A 17,836-nucleotide genomic window follows, 5' to 3' on the forward strand; every position below is an offset into this window, starting at 1 on the left:
GGCCTACGGTCCGCGGGTGAACGGGACGCGGTCGGACGGTCCGGGTGTCACCGAACCCCGGGTCGGCGGCTCGCGTGTCGCCGGGCCCCGGGCGGACGGTCCGCGTGAGACCGGCACCCGGGCCTACGGTCCGCGGGTGAACGGGACGCGGTCGGACGGTCCGGGTGTCACCGAACCCCGGGTCGGCGGCTCGCGTGTCGCCGGGCCCCGGGCGGGTGGCTCGGGTGCGGCTGACTCTCCGGCGTACGGTCCGCGGTTGAACGGGACGCGGTCGGACGGTCCGGGTGTCACCGAACCCCGGGTCGGCGGCTCGCGTGTCGCCGGGCCCCGGGCAGGTGGCCCGCGTACCGCCGGGCCCCGGGCGGGTGGCTCGCGTGTCGCCGAGGGCGCGGCGCCCGGCGCCGTGCCGGGCGAGGGTGCGGCGCAGGAGGACGGTGCGCGGGGTGGCCCCGAGGACATCGGGATCGGGAGAGGCCCATGAGCCTGTCCCGGCCGCTCCCGGCGCCCGCCCTCGCCCGTTCGGGCACCGCCTCGTTCAGTGCCGTCGCCCGCACGGGTGCCGCCCTGCTCGGACTCGTCGCCCTCGCCTCCACGCTGTGGAACGGGCTCGACGACCGGGGCACCGCTCTCGCCTTCGGCCTCCTCGTGACCCTCGGGGAACTCACCCGCTGGAGCGGCGCCGAGGAACGCGAGTCCGCGCCGCTCGGTGCCGCCGCGGCCCTGTCGTACGCCCTGCTCGGGGAGCAGGCCGGACGGTCCAGCGAGCACGGTGCCCTCCAGGTCGTCGCCGTGGTGTCGGCCGCCACGCTGCTCGGCAGCGTGCCGCACGTGGCCAGGGGTCACGCGCCCACCACGGATCACCTCACCCGGCGGGTGCTGACCGTCTCCTTCGCCGCCGTCTGCTTCCAACCCCTGTACAACCAGGGCAGGTTGCTGGAGTGGGGCGGTCCGGCGTACGCGGTGCTCCTGGTCGCCCTGCTGGTGCTCACCGCGCTGTGCGACGCCGTGCTCACGGCGGCGATGGCGCACTCGCGCGCGCGGTGGCCGTTCGGGCCGCTGCTGCGGGACGAACTGCGGGCCACGCTCGGCATCGGATCGGCCGTCTGCGCGACCGGGGCCGTGATGTCGTTGGCGGTCGCCGTGGTCGGACTGTGGGCCCTGCCCGTCTTCTCGCTCCCCCTGCTGCTCACCCAGCTCTCCTTCCGCCGGTACGCGGCCGTGCGGGTCACCTACCGGCAGACCATCGCCTCCCTGGCACGGGCGACCGAGATCGCCGGGTACACGCCCGTGGGGCACGCACGCCGGGTGGCGGCCCTCAGCCGGGCCGTCGGCCGGGAACTCGGGCTCACCGCGCCCGACCTCGTCGTGCTGGAGTACGCGGCACTCATGCACGACATCGGCCAGCTCAGCCTCGTCGACCCCGTGCCCGCCGGGGCCACCGCCGCGCTGTCCGCGGACGAGCAGCGGCGCATCGCACTGCTGGGCGGGGCCGTCGTCCGCCAGACCGGGGTGGACGCCGAGGTCGCCGTTGTCGTGGAGCGGCAGGCCGACCCGTACCGGGAGCAGCCGATGATCGCGCGGATCGTCCGGACCGTGAACGCATACGAGGAGATGGCCCGGGAAGCAGGACCCGGAGGGCCGCTGGCCGCGCTGGAGAGACTCCGGCTGGCCACGGCCCACGACTACCAGCCGGAAGTGGTGGAGTCGCTGGCCAGGGTGCTGTCGCAGAACAGGGCCGACGGGTGAGAGCCTCGGACCGGGGACGGCGACCGGGCACCGACGGCCGGTCTGACCTCGCCCCGGGCGGGGTAACCCATGGGTAATGAGCGCCCGTCCGACGGTACGTGGTTGGATGCGAGGAAGAGGGTGTTCGGGGGCACGGGCCAGCCCGGGGCTGCACTGTCTTCAAGGGACTCTTCGAAGGACCAGCAGGCGGGATACGCAAGGAACTGGCAGGCGGGAATCGTGAGGATCTTCGGCAAGGGACGGCACCGGCCCTCCGCCTCATGGCGGCAGGCCACCGACCGTGCGTTCACGCTGATCGGCGACGGCCGGTACGAGGACGCGGGCGCGCTGCTGACACGCGCCGCGGACCTGGAGCCGTGGCTCTCCGAGTCCTGGTTCAACCTGGCTCTGCTGCACAAGTTCCGCCACGACTGGGAACAGGCACGGGCTGCGGGCCTGCGGGCCGTCGCGCTGCTCGACCGGGAGACCGGGGCGCCCGACTGGTGGAACGTGGGCATCGCGGCCACCGCCCTGCAGGACTGGCCGCTGGCCCGGCGCGCCTGGCAGGCGTACGGGCTGCGGGTGCCGGGCGGCGCCGCGGTCTCCGGGGAGCCGGTGGGCATGGACCTCGGCAGCGCTGCCGTACGGCTGTCCCCCGAGGGGGAGGCCGAGGTGGTGTGGGGGCGGCGGCTCGACCCCGCCCGCGTGGAGGTGCTGTCCATTCCGCTGCCGTCCTCCGGACGGCGCTGGGGCGAGGTCGTGCTGCACGACGGGGTGCCCCACGGGGAGCGGACCACGGCCGCCGGACACGCCTACCCGGTCTTCGACGAGATCGAGCTGTGGGCGCCCTCACCCGTCCCCACCTGGGTGGTTCTCCTGGAGGCCGCCACCGAGGACGACCGCGACGCGCTGGAGCAGCTCGCGGCGGACGCGGGCTTCGCCGCCGAGGACTGGTCGTCCTCCGTACGGCTGCTGTGCCGGATGTGCTCCGAGTCGCGGATGCCGTCCGACGAGGGTGACGGCGAGCACCTGGACCCGCACGACCACAGCGAACCGGGCCACCCGGGGCCGCTCGGTCACCGCACCGACGGGCAGCTGTGGGTGCCCGAGCGGGAGTGCGGTCTCGCGGCACCGGCCTCGCTGGTGCGCGGGCTGCTGGACGGCTGGGTGGCCGACAGCCCCGACTCCAGGGACTGGCGGGACCTGGAAGAGGTCTGCTGAGCGCGCTGCTCCGACGGCCGCGGAAGCCGGCCGGGGTGCGACCGTCCCGCGGGATCGCCGGGAAGTCACCCGGTCGCTCCCCGTAGGCTGTACTCGCAGAATTTCCCAAGGTTTGAGGAAGGCGTACGTCGTCATGGCGCAGCAGGACACCGATCAGCAGCACGCGGGCGTGCTCCCCGTGGACGACGACGGCTTCGTCATCGACACCGAGGACTGCGAGGAGCGCGAGACGGCCTACCGCGAGCGCGGGACCTCGCGGCCGATCACGGTCGTCGGGAATCCCGTGCTGCACAAGGAGTGCAAGGACGTCACGGAGTTCGGCGCGGAGCTGGACCAGCTGGTCGCGGACATGTTCGCCAGCCAGCGCACCGCCGAGGGCGTCGGCCTGGCCGCGAACCAGATCGGCGTAGACCTGAAGGTCTTCGTGTACGACTGCATGGACGACGAGGGCAAGCGGCACGTCGGGGCCGTCTGCAACCCCGTGCTCGTCGAACTGCCCGCCGAGCTGCGCCGTCTGGACGACAGCAACGAGGGCTGCCTCTCGGTGCCGACCGCGTACGCGCCGCTCGCCCGTCCCGACTACGCCGAGGTCACCGGGCAGGACGAGAAGGGCAATCCGGTCAAGGTGCGGGGCACCGGCTACTTCGCCCGCTGCCTCCAGCACGAGACGGATCACCTGTACGGCTACCTGTACATCGACCGTCTCTCCAAGCGCGAGCGCAAGGACGCGCTGCGGCAGATGGCCGAGAACGAGCCCCGCTACCCGGTCGTGGCGAACGACTGAACGGTCCGGCGACCGTCCCGGGAGCCCGGCCACCCGGCGTCCGCCCTCGCGAACGACTGAGACAGAAAATGACAGGTGGGACTCACGGCCTCTCGTGAGCCCTCTCGAACGGCGCCTGATCAGGGAACCTTCCCTGATCAGGCGCCGTTCGCGTGTGCGTCGCACGTTCGATCCCATGTGCTCCTCTAGTGATCCATATTCAGTCACACAAGGGGAGATTCTCGGCATCGTGGGGTAGTGAGTGAAGCAAATCCGTTCCCAGAACGGTCAGTTGTGGTGCTGAATGGGAAGTGCGGGGATACGCAACGGCGCACGCCCGGCACAGGGAGGGGCGTACCGCCAACAGGCGGCTGAGAGGGGTTTGTTCGTGCATGCTTTCTCACACGGCACTTCATCGACACCGACAGCGGTCGCGGTTCCACCAGCGCTCTCTCTTCCGGTGATCGAGTCAGAGTTTCCCCGTCAACTGCACCCGTATTGGCCCAGGCTCCAGGAGAAGACCAGGACCTGGCTCCTCGAAAAACGGCTCATGCCGGCGGACAAGGTCGAGGAATATGCCGACGGCTTGTGCTACACGGACCTCATGGCGGGCTACTACATAGGCGCCCCCGACGACGTCATGCAGGCGATAGCGGACTACAGCGCCTGGTTCTTCGTCTGGGACGACCGCCACGACCGGGACGTGATCCACGGCCGGGCCGACGCCTGGCGCAGGCTCAGGTTCCGGCTCCACGCGGCCCTCGACTCCCCCGGGGACCACCTGCACCACCCCGATCCCCTGGTCGCGGGGTTCGCGGACAGCATGGTGCGCCTGTACTCGTTCCTCGGCAAGAAGTGGAACGAGCGGTTCGCACTCCACTTCCATGCGGTGATCGAGGCGTACGACCGAGAATTCCGCAACCGTACGTCCGGCACCGTCCCCACGGTCGACGCATACCTGGAACTACGCCGACTGACATTCGCGCACTGGATCTGGACCGATCTGCTGGAGCCCAGCGCGCAGTTCGAACTTCCCGTCGCCGTACGGAAACACCCGGCCTATGAGCGCGCGGCACTGCTCAGTCAGGAATTCGCCGCCTGGTACAACGATCTGTGTTCGCTCCCCAAGGAAATAGCGGGTGACGAGGTCCACAATCTCGGAATCAGTCTCATTCATCACGACGGGCTGACACTCGAAGAGGCGGTCACGGAAATCAGGCGGCGCGTCGAGGAATGCATCAGTGAATTCCTCGTCGCCGAACGGGACGCATTACGGCTCGCCGACTCCTTCATGGACGGCACCGTGGAGGAAAAGGCGACGGGCGTCGCCGTCAGGGCGTGCATCGGAAATATGCGGAACTGGTTCAGCTCCGTGTACTGGTTCCACCACGAGTCGGGCCGGTACATGGTCGACAACTGGGACGACCGCTCCACACCCCCGTACGTCAACAATGAAGCGGCAGGTGAGAAATGACCGTCGAGTCATCCCCCGAGCTCTCGGCCGCGCCCGACCGGGCGGCACCCCCGCGGACTCCGGCCCCCCGAGCGCCGGAGCTGTCCGTCCCGCCCCTCGCGGGCGGCGGTGTGCCGGGGCTCGGCCACGGCTGGAAACTGGTCCGCGACCCGCTGGGCTTCCTCGCCCAGCTGCGCGACCACGGCGACGTCGTCCGGCTCAAGCTGGGTCCCAAGATCGTGTACGCCGTCACCACTCCCGCGCTCACCGGGGCGCTGGCGCTCGACCCCGACTACGAGATCGGCGGCCCGCTGTGGGAGTCCCTCGAAGGACTGCTGGGCAAGAAGGGTGTCGCGACCGCCAACGGACCACAGCACCGGCGGCAACGGCGCACCATACAGCCGGCGTTCCGGGCCGACATCATCCCCGAGTACGGGCCGATCATGGAGGAGGAGGCGCGTGCGTTCGCGGCCCGCTGGGAGCCGGGGACGACGGTCGACTGCACCTCGGAGTCGTTCCGTGTCGCCGTCCGCATCGCGGCCCGCTGCCTGCTCCGCGGCAAGTTCATGGACGAGCGTGCGGAACGGCTGAGCGTCGCGCTCACGACCGTGTTCCGCGGCATGTACCGACGCATGGTCATCCCGGCGGGGCCGCTCTATCGGCTGCCCCTCCCCCCATTGCGTAAATTCGACCACGCATTGGCTGATTTGCATGACCTCGTCGACGAGATCATCGACGAACGGCGGTCATCTGGTCAAAAGCCGGACGATTTGCTGACGGCATTGCTGGAGGCGAAGGACGACAACGGCGACCTCATCGACGAACAGGAGATCCACGACCAAGTCGTCGCGATACTCACGCCCGGCAGCGAAACCATCGCGTCCACGATCATGTGGCTCCTCCAGGTCCTCGCGGAACATCCGGAACAGGCGGACAAGGTGGCCGCAGAGGTCAAATCCGTCGTGGGGGACCGGCCCGTCGGATTCGACGACGTCCGGAAGCTGTCCCACACGAACAATGTCGTCGTCGAGGCGATGCGGTTGTGCCCCGCGGTATGGATATTGACGCGGCGGGCGGTGACCGAAACCGAGCTCGGCGGCTATCGCATTCCGGCCGGTGCCGACATCGTCTACAGCCCGTACGCGATCCAGCGTGACCCCCGCTCGTACCGGCAGCACCTGGATTTCGATCCCGAGCGCTGGCTTCCGGAACGGTCCAAGGACATCCCGAAGTACGCGATGCGCCCGTTCAGTCTGGGCAACCGGAAGTGCCCGAGCGACCACTTCTCGATGGCGCAGCTCACCCTGATCACCGCGACCGTGGCGTCCCGCTGGCACTACGAGCAGGTGTCCGGGTCCAATGACACGACCCGTGTCGGCATCACCCTGCGCCCGCACAAGCTGCTGCTCACAGCACGTCCGCGCTGATCCCGCGCGCCCACCGGCGCACCGTCAGGCGGCCCGCGGGCCCCTGAAGGTGCGCCGGTACGTCTGCGGGGTGGTGCCCAGGCTCCGGACGAACTGATGGCGCAGGGCGGCCGCGTTGCCGAACCCGGTCCGGCTCGCGATCGCATCCATCGTCTCGTCCGTGGCCTCGAGCAACTCCTGTGCCAGCAGCACCCGTTGGCGCAGGATCCAGCGGTACGGGGTGGTGCCCGTCTCCTGCTGGAATCGGCGCGCGAAGGTGCGCGGCGCCAAGTGGGCGCGGGCCGCGAGCTGTTCGACGGTCACGTCCTCGGAGAGGTGCCGCTCCATCCAGACCAGCACGTCGCCGACCGTGTCGCCCGGGGAGCGGGGCAGCGGGCGCTCGATGTACTGGGCCTGACCGCCGTCGCGGTGCGGGGGCACCACCATCCGGCGGGCGATGGCATTGGCGACCTCCGGGCCCTGCTCCTTGCGGACCAGGTGGAGACAGGCGTCGATGCCCGCGGCGGTGCCGGCGGAGGTGAGCACCGGGTCCTCGTCGACGTACAGCACGTCGGGTTCGACGATGGCCCGGGGATGGCGGCGGGCGAGCTCCTCCGCGTGCCGCCAGTGCGCGCTGCACCGCCGTCCGTCGAGGAGCCCGGCCGCGCCGAGGGCGAAGACCCCGGAGCAGACGCTGAGGACGCGGGCTCCGCGGCCGACGGCCCGGCGCAGGGCCTCCAGCAGTGCGGGCGGGTACTCCCGGCCGGTGAAGTTCTCACCGGCCGGGACGACGACGAGGTCGGCCTCCTCGACCCGGTCGAGACCGTACGGGGTGGACAGGGTGAGGCCCGCGACGTGCGTACCCAGGTCCGGTCCCTCGGCCGAGGCGACGGCGAAGTCGTAGACGGGCAGGCCGTCGTCGCTGCGGTCGAGCCCGAACACCTCGCAGACCACGCCGAGTTCGAAGGGATGCACACCGTCGAGCAGGATGGCGGCCACGTTCTTCAGCATGCGCCCCAGTGTGCCGTGGAAGTGGCAGTAATTCGAGGGTGTGCGGCAGTGCTGCCACTGCCGGTAAGGAGTGAACGGCGCGACACTAGTGTCCATGAACGCACTCATGGACAACTTCGTCGGAATCCTGACCGTCCTGGGCATCTTCGTGGCGGTGGCCCTCCCGTCGCTGATCGGACTCGCTCACGAGCGGCGGGTGGACAGGCAGCTGAGGGAGGCAGGCTCTCGCGCGAAGGCCCACCACCCCGGGCGCGCGGCCCTGCCGCCGGCGGGCGGTGGGCGTTCCTCACGGACTCAGGCCTTCGTCACCACCACGGTGACCGCCCACTCCTGAAGCCCCTCGCACGAGATCCGGGCCGGATCGCTCGGGCACAGCGGGCGGGACGAGGTGAGCCGCACCGTACCCGCCGAGACGGCCTTGAACGCGGAGGACGCGTCACCGGCCTGGAGGACGACACCGCTGTTGGTGGCCTCCAGACCGCTGCCGCCGGCCTTGACGGGCGCCCACGGCCGCGCGGACGTGCCGTCCAGCCCGATCCGGATCACCTCGCCCACGGACAGGCAGAACGTACGGCCGGTGTCGGTGGCGGCGAGCTCCGCGCGTGCCGCGGCGCAGCCCTTCGGGGTGGTGGGGGCGGGTGACACGGTGCCGCTGCCGCCCGCTTCGCCCCCGCCCTGCGTGCCGCATGCCGCGAGGAGCAGTGCCAGCGCGGCGAGGGCCGGCATCCGGTGGTGGGTCGTTCGGCGCATGAGATGACCTCCTTGCCGCTTGGACGTGCCACCCACGCCACAGGATCCACTCGCTTCCGGACGCGGTGCCACGGCCAGGCGTCTTCCGCCCCGCCGCACGCGCGACACGGCACTGTGGCGAAGGCCCCCGCGGGCCCCGCCGCACGCGGGACGCGGTACCGCGGCGAGGGCCCGCCGGCCCGACTGCGCGCCGCGGGGCGGGCGCGACACGACGACGCCGGGCCGCACAAGCGGCCCGGCGTCGCCCACGGCGCATCCGTCAGAAGTCCTCGTCGAGGTCGACGGTGCCCTCCACGGCGACCTGGTACGCCGACGGCCGCCGCTCGAAGAAGTTGGTCAGCTCCTGCACGCCCTGGAGCTCCATGAAGGAGAACGGGTTCTCCGATCCGTACACAGGAGCGAAGCCCAGCCGCGAGAGCCGCTGGTCGGCGACGCACTCCAGGTACTGACGCATCGAGTCGGTGTTCATGCCCGGCAGACCGTCGCCGCACAGGTCGCGGGCGAACTGCAGCTCGGCCTCGACGGCCTCCCGCAGCATGTCCGTGACCTGCTGCTCCAGCTGGTCGTCGAACAGGTCCGGCTCCTCCTTGCGGACCGTGTCGACCACCTCGAAGGCGAACGACATGTGCATCGTCTCGTCGCGGAACACCCAGTTGGTGCCGGTCGCGAGGCCGTGCAGCAGGCCGCGGCTGCGGAACCAGTAGACGTAGGCGAAGGCGCCGTAGAAGAAGAGCCCCTCGATGCACGCGGCGAAGCAGATGAGGTTGAGCAGGAAGCGGCGGCGGTCCGCCCTGCTCTCCAGCCGGTCCAGCTTCTCGACCGAGTCCATCCACTTGAAGCAGAACCCGGCCTTCTCGCGGATGGAGGGGATGTTCTCCACGGCCGCGAAGGCGGCGGTCCGGTCCTCCGGGTCGGGCAGGTAGGTGTCCAGCAGCGTCAGATAGAACTGGACGTGGACCGCCTCCTCGAAGAGCTGCCGGCTCAGGTAGAGCCGAGCCTCCGGGGAGTTGATGTGCTTGTACAGCGTCAGCACCAGGTTGTTCGCCACGATCGAGTCGCCCGTCGCGAAGAAGGCGACCAGGCGGCCGATCAGGTGCTGCTCGGCCGGGGACAGCTTCGCGAGGTCGGCGACGTCCGAGTGGAGGTCGACCTCCTCGACGGTCCAGGTGTTCTTGATGGCGTCCCGGTAGCGCTCGTAGAAGTCCGGGTAGCGCATCGGGCGCAGAGTCAGCTCGAAGCCGGGGTCGAGCAGGTTCTTCTCGGTGTTCGGGGCGGTCGTCACTGGCAGGCCTCGCAGGACTCGGGGTTCTCAAGGGAGCAGGCGACGGCGTCGGGGTCGGCCACCTGCTGGACGGGGATGGTCTTCTCGGGCTGCGCCTGCGCCTGGGCCGCGCGGGCGATGCGGGTCGCCGGGCGCGAGCGCAGGTAGTACGTCGTCTTGAGGCCCTGCTTCCAGGCGTACGCGTACATCGAGGAGAGCTTGCCGATCGTCGGTGTCTCCATGAACAGGTTCAGCGACTGCGACTGGTCCAGGAACGGGGTGCGCGCCGCGGCCATGTCGATCAGGCCGCGCTGCGGGATCTCCCACGCCGTGCGGTACAGCGCCCGGACCTCGGCGGGGATCCACGCGAAGTCCTGCACGGAGCCGCTGGAGTCGCGCAGCGCCTCGCGGGTGCGCGCGTCCCAGACGCCGAGTTCCTTGAGGTCGGCGACCAGGTAGGAGTTGACCTGGAGGAACTCGCCGGAGAGCGTCTCGCGCTTGAACAGGTTGGAGACCTGCGGCTCGATGCACTCGTACACGCCCGCGATGGACGCGATGGTGGCGGTCGGCGCGATGGCCAGCAGCAGCGCGTTGCGCATGCCGACCGCGGCGATGCGTTCCCGCAGCGCCGCCCAGCGCTCCGGCCAGGTCAGCTCGGCGTCGAAGTGGTCGGGGTGCAGCACACCGCGCGCCGTACGGGTCTTCTCCCAGGCCGGCAGCGGGCCGTTGCGCTCGGCGAGGTCCGCGGAGGCCTCGTACGCGGCGAGCATGATGCGCTCGGCGATCCGCGTGGACAGCGCCTTCGCCTCGGCCGAGTCGAAGGGCAGCCGCAGCTTGAAGAAGACGTCCTGGAGGCCCATCGCGCCGAGGCCCACCGGGCGCCACCTGGCGTTGGAACGGCCCGCCTGCTCGGTCGGGTAGAAGTTGATGTCGACGACCCGGTCCAGGAACGTCACGGCCGTGCGGACGGTCTCGTCCAGCCGCTCCCAGTCGATGTCGCCGTTGCCCACGAAGGCACCGAGGTTGACCGAACCGAGGTTGCAGACCGCCGTCTCCCCGTCGTCCGTGACCTCCAGGATCTCGGTGCACAGGTTCGAGGAGTGGACGGTGTGGCCCGGCTCGGCGGTCTGGTTGGCGGCGCGGTTGGCGGCGTCCTTGAAGGTCATCCAGCCGTTGCCGGTCTGCGCGAGGGTGCGCATCATCCGGCCGTACAGATCGCGGGCCGGGATGGTCTTCCGGGCGAGCCCGGCCTCCTCGGCCTTGCGGTAGGCGGCGTCGAACTCGTCGCCCCACAGGTCGACCAGCTCCGGCACGTCGGCCGGGGAGAACAGCGACCAGTCACCGTTCTCGTTCACCCGGCGCATGAACTCGTCCGGGATCCAGTGCGCCAGGTTCAGGTTGTGCGTGCGCCGGGCGTCCTCACCGGTGTTGTCGCGCAGCTCCAGGAACTCCTCGATGTCGGAGTGCCAGGTCTCCAGGTAGACGGCCGCAGCGCCCTTGCGCCGGCCGCCCTGGTTCACCGCGGCGACCGAGGCGTCGAGGGTCTTCAGGAACGGGACGATGCCGTTGGAGTGCCCGTTCGTGCCGCGGATGAGCGAACCGCGCGAGCGGATGCGGGAGTACGACAGCCCGATGCCGCCCGCGTGCTTCGAGAGCCGGGCCACCTGGTGGTAGCGGTCGTAGATGGAGTCGAGCTCGTCCAGCGGGGAGTCGAGGAGGTAGCAGGACGACATCTGCGGGTGCCGCGTACCGGAGTTGAAGAGCGTGGGGGAGGAGGGCAGGTAGTCGAGACGGCTCATCAGCCGGTAGAGCGCGGCGACTTCGTCCACGGAGCGGACGGTGTCGTCCTCGGCGAGACCCGACGCCACCCGGAGCATGAAGTGCTGGGGCGTCTCGATCACCCGGCGGGTGATCGGGTGGCGGAGCAGATAACGGCTGTGCAGGGTGCGCAGACCGAAGTAGCCGAAGCGGTCGTCGCCCTCGACGTCGACGAGCGCGTCGAGGCGGGCCGTGTGCAGGCGGACGAACTCCGCGGTACGGTCCGCGACAAGACCCTCGCGGTGGCCGACGGCGACCGACTCGGAGAAGGACGCGACGCCCTGCGAGGCGGCCTCGGCAGCGATGCTGATCGTCAGCAGCCGGGCGGCCAGCCGCGAGTACGCGGGGTCCTCGGAGATGAGTCCCGCCGCCGCCTCGGTGGCCAGCTCACGCAGCTCCGCCTCGTCGGCCCGGGCGGACCGGCCGCGCAGCGCGGCCGCCGCGACCCGGCCGGGGTCGGCGTCGGGGAGGTCGGCGGTGAGATCGGTCAGGATCCGCAGCAGCGCGGTACCGGGACCGTCCGTCTCCACCGGGGCCTGCTGCGCTGACGCTGAAGCCGGATCGGCTGGCGCGATGGTCACGTGGGGCTCTCCCTCGCTCGGCACGGGGCCTGTCGGGAGGCACGGAGGCACACGGGGGCGCCGGCCGGAGGGCAGCACACCGCGTCCACCGGCCCATTCCGCGAGGCCCGGACGTCGTCGGCACCCGGGCCGGACGGCCGGGGTGCGCTGTCGGCAGGTCCTCGGACTGAAGCCAGCGCGTGCAGGCGGAGACGCGAACACGCACAAGTACACCGTTGCGGGACAGTTCCGGATTCGCACCGGATTCCCCTGCGGCGACAGCGAGCATGAGCATACATCTTGTGCCGGGCTGCGGGACCACCCCCACATGTTGTGTCGTGTCGGCTTCGGAGGGTGGCAGAAGAGCTGTCAGAGCGTCAGTTCGTAGGTGAGCAGCCGGATGTCGTCCAGTTCCGGGATCGGGTTCCAGTCGCGGTCCGGGGTGCGGGTGAAGCCGAGGCGCTCGTAGATCCGGTGGGCGGCGTGCATGGAGTGCTGGGTGGACAGCACGATGCGTACGCAGCCCTCCGTGGCCCGTGCGCGGTCGACGCAGGCGCGGACGAGTGCCTCCCCGGCACCCCGGCCGCGTGCCTCCCGGGCGACCGCGAGCATGCGGATCTCGGCCTCGCCGGGGCGGGCGATGTCGGCCATGGCGCCGCCGCGCGGCACGAAGGTCACCCCACCGAGCAGCCGCTGCGTGCCGGGCGTGGATCCGCGTTCGACCGCGACGAGCACGTCGGCCGCGGCGGCGCGCTTGGCCACGTCCCGCAGCTCTCCCAGGTACGCGTCGCTCTCCCCGAAGTCGAGCAGCCCGTCGCGGAGATAGGCCTGGGCGGTGATCTCGCCGAGGCCCGGGTACTCCTCGGGATGCGCGACGCGGATGACTGTGTCCATGCGCACAGTCTGGGGGAGATCGCGGGGGAGGGCCGCCGAATTCCCGGGGGCGGGGCAGCGGCGCCGGTCGGCCCCGCCGGATCCGGTGGAGTCGTCGGCCCCGGTGGAGTCGACGGACCTCACGGCCCGGGCGGGCCCCCAGGTCCGGGCGGTGGGGCCTGCCGCCGTACGACGGCAGGACGGCGGGCGCGAAAAGACCGCGGCGCCCCCCTGACCGAGGGGCGCCGCGGAGTGTGGAACCGCCGGGTCAGTGGGCCGCCACCGGCAGCTCCACCTCGACCCCCGGGTCGCCCGCGTCCGCCGTGTAGTCCTCGGCGGACGTCTCGTCGACGCCGTCCGGGGCCTTGAACGCACGCAGCGCGAACGTGAGGACGACCGTCACGACCACGTTCAGGGTGAACGCCGTGAAGCCGATGTAGCCGATCTCCCCGATGCCGGGGATCTCCTTGGCGCTGCCGCCGAAGTGCTTCTGCGTCGGCGAGGCCACCCCGTACGCGGCGATCGTGCCGTAGAGCATGCCCACGGCCCAGCCGGCGAGGAGCGCCCAGCGGTGGAACCAGCGTGTGAACAGGCCGCCGACCAGGGCCGGGAAGGTCTGCAGGATCCAGATGCCGCCCAGGAGCTGGAAGTTGATGGCGACCGTCTTGTCCATGGTGAGGACGAAGACCAGCGCGCCCACCTTCACCAGCAGCGAGACCAGCTTGGAGACCTTGGTCTCCTGCTGCGGAGTGGCGTCCGGCTTGATGAAGTCCTTGTAGATGTTGCGCGTGAAGAGGTTCGCGGCGGCGATCGACATGATGGCCGCGGGGACCAGCGCGCCGATGCCGATGGCCGCGAAGGCCACACCCGCGAACCAGTCCGGGAACATGTTCTCGAACAGCTGCGGGATCGCGAGCTGGCCGTTGGTGACCTTCACCCCGGCCGCGATCGCCATGAACCCGAGCAGCGCGAGCAGGCCCAGCATCAGCGAGTACAGCGGGAGGATCGTGGTGTTGCGGCGGATCACCTCGCGGCTGCGGCTGGACAGCGTCGCCGTGATCGAGTGCGGGTACATGAACAGCGCGAGCGCCGAGCCGAGCGCGAGCGTGGCATAGGTCCACTGGCCCGCCTCGGGCGGCACGAGCCCGCCCGCGCCGGCCGCGGTGTACTTGTCACCCGCCGCCTTGAAGATCTCGTCGAATCCGCCCAGCTTGATCGGGATGTAGATGATGGCCACCGCGATCACGATGTAGATCAGGGTGTCCTTCACGAACGCGATCAGGGCCGGGGCGCGCAGGCCCGAGGAGTAGGTGTAGGCGGCCAGCACACCGAAGGCGATGAGCAGCGGAAGGTCCTTGACGAACCAGTTCGTGTTGTCGCCGCCGCCCACGCCCATCACGTCCAGGACGGCCTGGATGCCGACCAGCTGGAGCGCGATGTACGGCATGGTCGCCAGGATGCCGGTGACCGCCACGGCCAGGGACAGGCCCTTGGAGCCGAAGCGGCCGCGCACGAAGTCGGACGTCGTCACGTATCCGTGCTTGTGGGACACCGACCACAGGCGCGGCAGGAAGGTGAAGATCAGCGGGTAGACCAGGATCGTGTACGGCACGGCGAAGAAGCCGGCCGCGCCCGCCGCGTAGATGGCGGCCGGTACGGCCACGAACGTGTACGCGGTGTACAGGTCGCCACCGAGCAGGAACCAGGTGATCCAGGTTCCGAACGACCGTCCGCCCAGTCCCCATTCGTCGAGGCTGTGCTCGTTGTCGGCCTTGCGCCAGCGCGCGGCCAGGAACCCTACGACCGTGACGGCCAGGAAGAAGAAGATGAAGACGCCGAGTGCGACGCCGTTGACGCCGTCCTTCATGCTCCGGCACTCCCCTCGGCGGATGCTTCGGCACCCTCGGCGGAGGCCGGGGCGCCCTTGGTGGAAGTGCGGGTGGCGGCGGAGGCGCGGACCCGCTGGTCACGCCGCCACAGCTGGTACGCGACCATCGTGAGCGCCGTCGAGATGAGCACCCACGCCATCTGGTACCAGTAGAAGAACGGGATGCCTATGAAGGCCGGGTCGGCCTTGGCGTAGGAGCCGACCCACAGCATCGCCACGAACGGCGCGAGCAGACACAGGGCGATCACTACGCGTACCGGCGTGACCACCGGTGGTTTCACTTCAGGCACATCTGACATACGGCGACTCCGTCCCCTCGCTGATCACCTGTGTAACGCGCAGGCAATGTAGGCGACGGCGTCAGCAAAGCGGAACCCCTCGTCCGCATATCGGTCCCCAACAGCAATGAGACCGCGACGCCCCGTCAACCCGACAGCACCCGGAGCGGCGTCCCGGACGCCGCTCCCGACGGGCTGCGCGGGCCCGTTCCGCCGCCGGCCGGGTGTCCCGGGGCGGCGGACCCGAGCTGATCCGAACGAAGCCCCTAGTCCTGCGGGCGCTTGAGGCGGGCCACGAACTTGTACCGGTCGCCCCGGTACACCGAACGCACCCACTCCACCGGCTCGCCCTGCTTGTCGAGCGAGTGGCGGGAGAGCATCAGCATGGGCAGGCCGACGTCGGTGCCGAGCAGCCCTGCCTCGCGCGGGGTGGCCAGCGAGGTCTCGATGGTCTCCTCGGCCTCGGCGAGATGGACGTCGTACACCTCGGCGAGCGCGGTGTAGAGGGAGGTGTACTTGACGAGCGACCTGCGCAGCGCGGGGAAGCGCTTCGCGGACAGGTGGGTCGTCTCGATCGCCATCGGCTCGCCGCTCGCCAGGCGCAGCCGCTCGATGCGCAGCACCCGGCCGCCGGCCGAGATGTCGAGCAGGCCGGCGAGCGTCTCGTCGGCGGTGATGTAGCCGATGTCCAGGAGCTGCGAGGTGGGTTCGAGGCCCTGCGCGCGCATGTCCTCGGTGTATGAGGTGAGTTGGAGCGCCTGGGAGACCTTCGGCTTGGCGACGAAGGTGCCCTTGCCCTGGATGCGTTCGAGGCGGCCCTCGACGACCAGTTCCTGAAGGGCCTGCCGCACGGTGGTGCGCGAGGTGTCGAACTCGGCGGCGAGGGTGCGCTCGGGCGGAACCGGCGTGCCGGGCGGCAGGGTCTCCGTCATGTCGAGCAGGTGCTTCTTCAGGCGGTAGTACTTGGGCACGCGCGCGGTACGGATGGGCGCGCCACCCTCGTTCTCCGCACTGCTGACGTCGGTGCTCATGCTCTGCCTTCCCGGCTCCGGATGCCGAAGCGGCCGACCTACGCATCGGCCACGGCTCACATCGTGGCACGGCTTCATGTGCGAGTACCCCCCGCACCTTCCGTGATCCCCTCTATATACCGTCGGCTCACTCGTTGGTCTAGTCCATCACGGACGCGCGGCCCGTGCGCCGCGCGCGGGTGGTCCGGTCGGGGCATCGGGCCGGACGCTTGAACAGACCTGCCCGATATGCGGATTACCTAGTTAAAGGTCCCTGCATATGTAGGTCCCATAACGGACGGTCGGGGTGCCCGCGAATGTCTTGACACCCCCTTAGGTCTAGGCCAAGCTCCCCGTACTGGTCTACACCATTGGTCCAGTCCCGGCCCCACGGGCGGTACGGCGTATGTCACCGCGGGGAGGCAGGGGGGTTTGTGGCATCCCTGAGGAGGGTGGCGTGAAGCGCAAGCTGATAGCCGCGATCGGTATCGCGGGCATGATGGTCTCCATCGCGGCATGCGGGGACAGTGACAACAAGTCCGGGGGGTCGGACAAGGGCGCGGACGCCAAGGAGCTGACCGTCTGGCTCACCGTCGACGCGCAGAACAACTGGCCCGAGCTGGTCAAGGCCGCCGACGCGGCCGTCAAGGCCAAGCACCCCGGCATCAAGATCAACCACGAGTACTACGGCTGGCCGGACAAGAACACCAAGCTCGACGCGGTCCTGGCCACCGACAAGGCCCCCGACGTCGTCGAGATGGGCAACACCGAGATGCTCGGCTACATGGTCAAGGGCGCCTTCGCTCCCCTGGACGCGAGCAAGTTCGAGAACTCGGACGCCTGGCTGGACGGCCTCAAGGCCTCGGTCACGTACGAGGGCAAGACCTACGGCGTGCCGTACTACGCCGGTGGCCGCGTCGGCAACTGGCGCAAGGACCTCGCCGCCTCCGTCGGCGTGAAGACCGCGCCGAAGACGTACAAGGACCTCACCTCCGCCCTGGACAAGATCCAGAAGAAGGAGGGCGACAAGTTCAACGCCTGGTACCAGCCCACCCGCGACTGGTACGCCGCGATGTCCTTCGTCTACGACGCCGGTGGCTCCATCGCCAAGGAGGAGGGCGGCCAGTGGAAGGCCAACCTCTCCTCGCCCGAGTCGATCAAGGGCCTCACCGAGTTCAAGAACGTCGTCGACAAGTACATGCACGGCGACAAGACCAAGGACGAGTCCGACCGCTACATCGTCTACGGCCAGGGCAAGTCCGGCATGATCTTCGGCGCCGCCTGGGAGGGCGCGACCTCCGAGGACCCGAAGAACGACAAGACCGGCAAGCTCAAGGGCAACCTCGAGAACTTCGTGATGCCCGGCCCGTCCGGCAAGAACCTCCCCGTGTTCCTCGGCGGCTCCGACCTCGCCGTGCCGGTGAAGTCCGACGCGCAGGCCGTCGCCGGCGAGTGGATCAACGCCTTCACGGGCGCCAAGGGCCAGAAGGGCCTGATGGACAAGGGCAACCTGCCCAACAACAAGACCGACCTCGCGACGCTGAAGAGCGACCCGAAGACGGAGGTCCCGGCCACCGCGGCCGAGTCCAACTGGTTCGTCCCGATGGCGCCGGGCTGGGGCCAGGTCGAGAAGGCCCAGGTCCTGCAGACCATGCTGCAGAGCATCGGCACCGGCAAGAAGTCGGTCGAGGACGCCGCGAAGGACGCGGACGCCGCGATCGACAAGGTCATCAACACCAAGTGACCTGAGAGCAGGGCCCCGTCGGTCCTCCGCCACGGAGGGGCGGGGCCCTGCCTTCCGTACGGCACGGCCGTGCGG

At 70.0% G+C, this 17,836-nt stretch carries 15 protein-coding genes and 1 riboswitch; of the genes, 7 read left to right on the plus strand and 8 right to left on the minus strand.

Going from position 1 to position 17,836, the window contains the following annotated elements:
- The first annotated feature begins 477 nt into the window (after positions 1–477).
- The 5 genes from ACZ4IF_RS34075 (at position 478) to ACZ4IF_RS34095 (ending at position 6,589) form a co-directional block, all read left to right on the plus strand.
- Positions 478–1,746: an HD-GYP domain-containing protein gene (locus ACZ4IF_RS34075; protein ID WP_467569877.1), complete on the plus strand. Its 1,269-nt coding sequence runs from the start codon at positions 478–480 to the stop codon at positions 1,744–1,746.
- A gap of 219 nt (positions 1,747–1,965) precedes the next feature.
- Positions 1,966–2,946 (plus strand): tetratricopeptide repeat protein, encoded by a 981-nt coding sequence (locus ACZ4IF_RS34080; protein WP_028802046.1) that lies wholly within the window; start codon positions 1,966–1,968, stop codon positions 2,944–2,946.
- A gap of 133 nt (positions 2,947–3,079) precedes the next feature.
- Entirely contained in the window at positions 3,080–3,730 is a 651-nt protein-coding gene (def, locus tag ACZ4IF_RS34085) for a peptide deformylase (RefSeq protein WP_467569880.1), read from the plus strand.
- A gap of 367 nt (positions 3,731–4,097) precedes the next feature.
- Positions 4,098–5,183 (plus strand): epi-isozizaene synthase, encoded by a 1,086-nt coding sequence (gene cyc1, locus ACZ4IF_RS34090; protein ID WP_359489621.1) that lies wholly within the window; start codon positions 4,098–4,100, stop codon positions 5,181–5,183.
- Positions 5,180–6,589, plus strand: a complete 1,410-nt coding sequence (locus ACZ4IF_RS34095) for a bifunctional albaflavenone monooxygenase/terpene synthase (RefSeq protein WP_467569884.1) — start codon at positions 5,180–5,182, stop codon at positions 6,587–6,589. The genes cyc1 and ACZ4IF_RS34095 overlap by 4 nt, the downstream gene beginning before the upstream one ends.
- A 24-nt stretch (positions 6,590–6,613) precedes the next feature.
- Here the strand turns inward: ACZ4IF_RS34095 and ACZ4IF_RS34100 are convergent, their stop codons facing one another.
- Entirely contained in the window at positions 6,614–7,579 is a 966-nt protein-coding gene (locus ACZ4IF_RS34100; protein ID WP_467570137.1) for a helix-turn-helix domain-containing protein, read from the minus strand.
- Between the two features lie 94 nt (positions 7,580–7,673).
- Between ACZ4IF_RS34100 and ACZ4IF_RS34105 the strand changes: the two genes are divergently transcribed.
- Positions 7,674–7,913 carry a hypothetical protein gene (locus ACZ4IF_RS34105; RefSeq protein ID WP_467569886.1) on the plus strand — a complete coding sequence of 80 codons (240 nt, stop codon included), beginning with the start codon at positions 7,674–7,676 and terminating at the stop codon, positions 7,911–7,913.
- Here the strand turns inward: ACZ4IF_RS34105 and ACZ4IF_RS34110 are convergent.
- The 7 genes from ACZ4IF_RS34110 to ACZ4IF_RS34140 all read right to left on the minus strand — a co-directional run bounded on the left by ACZ4IF_RS34110 (position 7,874) and on the right by ACZ4IF_RS34140 (position 16,038).
- Complete coding sequence (locus ACZ4IF_RS34110) at positions 7,874–8,329, minus strand: hypothetical protein (protein ID WP_467569889.1); 456 nt, start codon at positions 8,327–8,329, stop codon at positions 7,874–7,876. The genes ACZ4IF_RS34105 and ACZ4IF_RS34110 overlap by 40 nt on opposite strands.
- Positions 8,330–8,588: 259 nt before the next feature.
- A complete protein-coding gene (locus ACZ4IF_RS34115; protein ID WP_467570140.1) occupies positions 8,589–9,545 on the minus strand; it encodes a ribonucleotide-diphosphate reductase subunit beta in 957 nt (318 codons plus the stop codon).
- A 62-nt stretch (positions 9,546–9,607) separates the two neighbouring features.
- Positions 9,608–11,989: a ribonucleoside-diphosphate reductase subunit alpha gene (locus ACZ4IF_RS34120; protein ID WP_467569892.1), complete on the minus strand. Its 2,382-nt coding sequence runs from the start codon at positions 11,987–11,989 to the stop codon at positions 9,608–9,610.
- 135 nt (positions 11,990–12,124) lie between these two features.
- Positions 12,125–12,263: riboswitch (cobalamin riboswitch) on the minus strand.
- Between the two features lie 74 nt (positions 12,264–12,337).
- Positions 12,338–12,862, minus strand: coding sequence for a GNAT family N-acetyltransferase (locus ACZ4IF_RS34125; RefSeq protein WP_467569896.1), 525 nt, complete (start codon positions 12,860–12,862; stop codon positions 12,338–12,340).
- A gap of 247 nt (positions 12,863–13,109) precedes the next feature.
- Positions 13,110–14,708: a monocarboxylate uptake permease MctP gene (gene mctP, locus ACZ4IF_RS34130; RefSeq protein WP_467569899.1), complete on the minus strand. Its 1,599-nt coding sequence runs from the start codon at positions 14,706–14,708 to the stop codon at positions 13,110–13,112.
- The gene (locus ACZ4IF_RS34135) at positions 14,705–15,028 is read right to left on the minus strand and encodes a DUF3311 domain-containing protein (RefSeq protein ID WP_467569902.1); all 324 of its coding nucleotides are present in this window, start codon (positions 15,026–15,028) and stop codon (positions 14,705–14,707) included. The genes mctP and ACZ4IF_RS34135 overlap by 4 nt, the downstream gene beginning before the upstream one ends.
- A gap of 245 nt (positions 15,029–15,273) precedes the next feature.
- Positions 15,274–16,038, minus strand: coding sequence for a GntR family transcriptional regulator (locus ACZ4IF_RS34140; RefSeq protein WP_028802055.1), 765 nt, complete (start codon positions 16,036–16,038; stop codon positions 15,274–15,276).
- Between the two features lie 436 nt (positions 16,039–16,474).
- Here ACZ4IF_RS34140 and ACZ4IF_RS34145 point away from each other — a divergent pair, with 436 nt between their 5' ends.
- Complete coding sequence (locus ACZ4IF_RS34145; RefSeq protein WP_467569906.1) at positions 16,475–17,761, plus strand: extracellular solute-binding protein; 1,287 nt, start codon at positions 16,475–16,477, stop codon at positions 17,759–17,761.
- Positions 17,762–17,836: the final 75 nt, after the last annotated feature.

Source organism: Streptomyces sp. NPDC025784 (assembly GCF_055558435.1).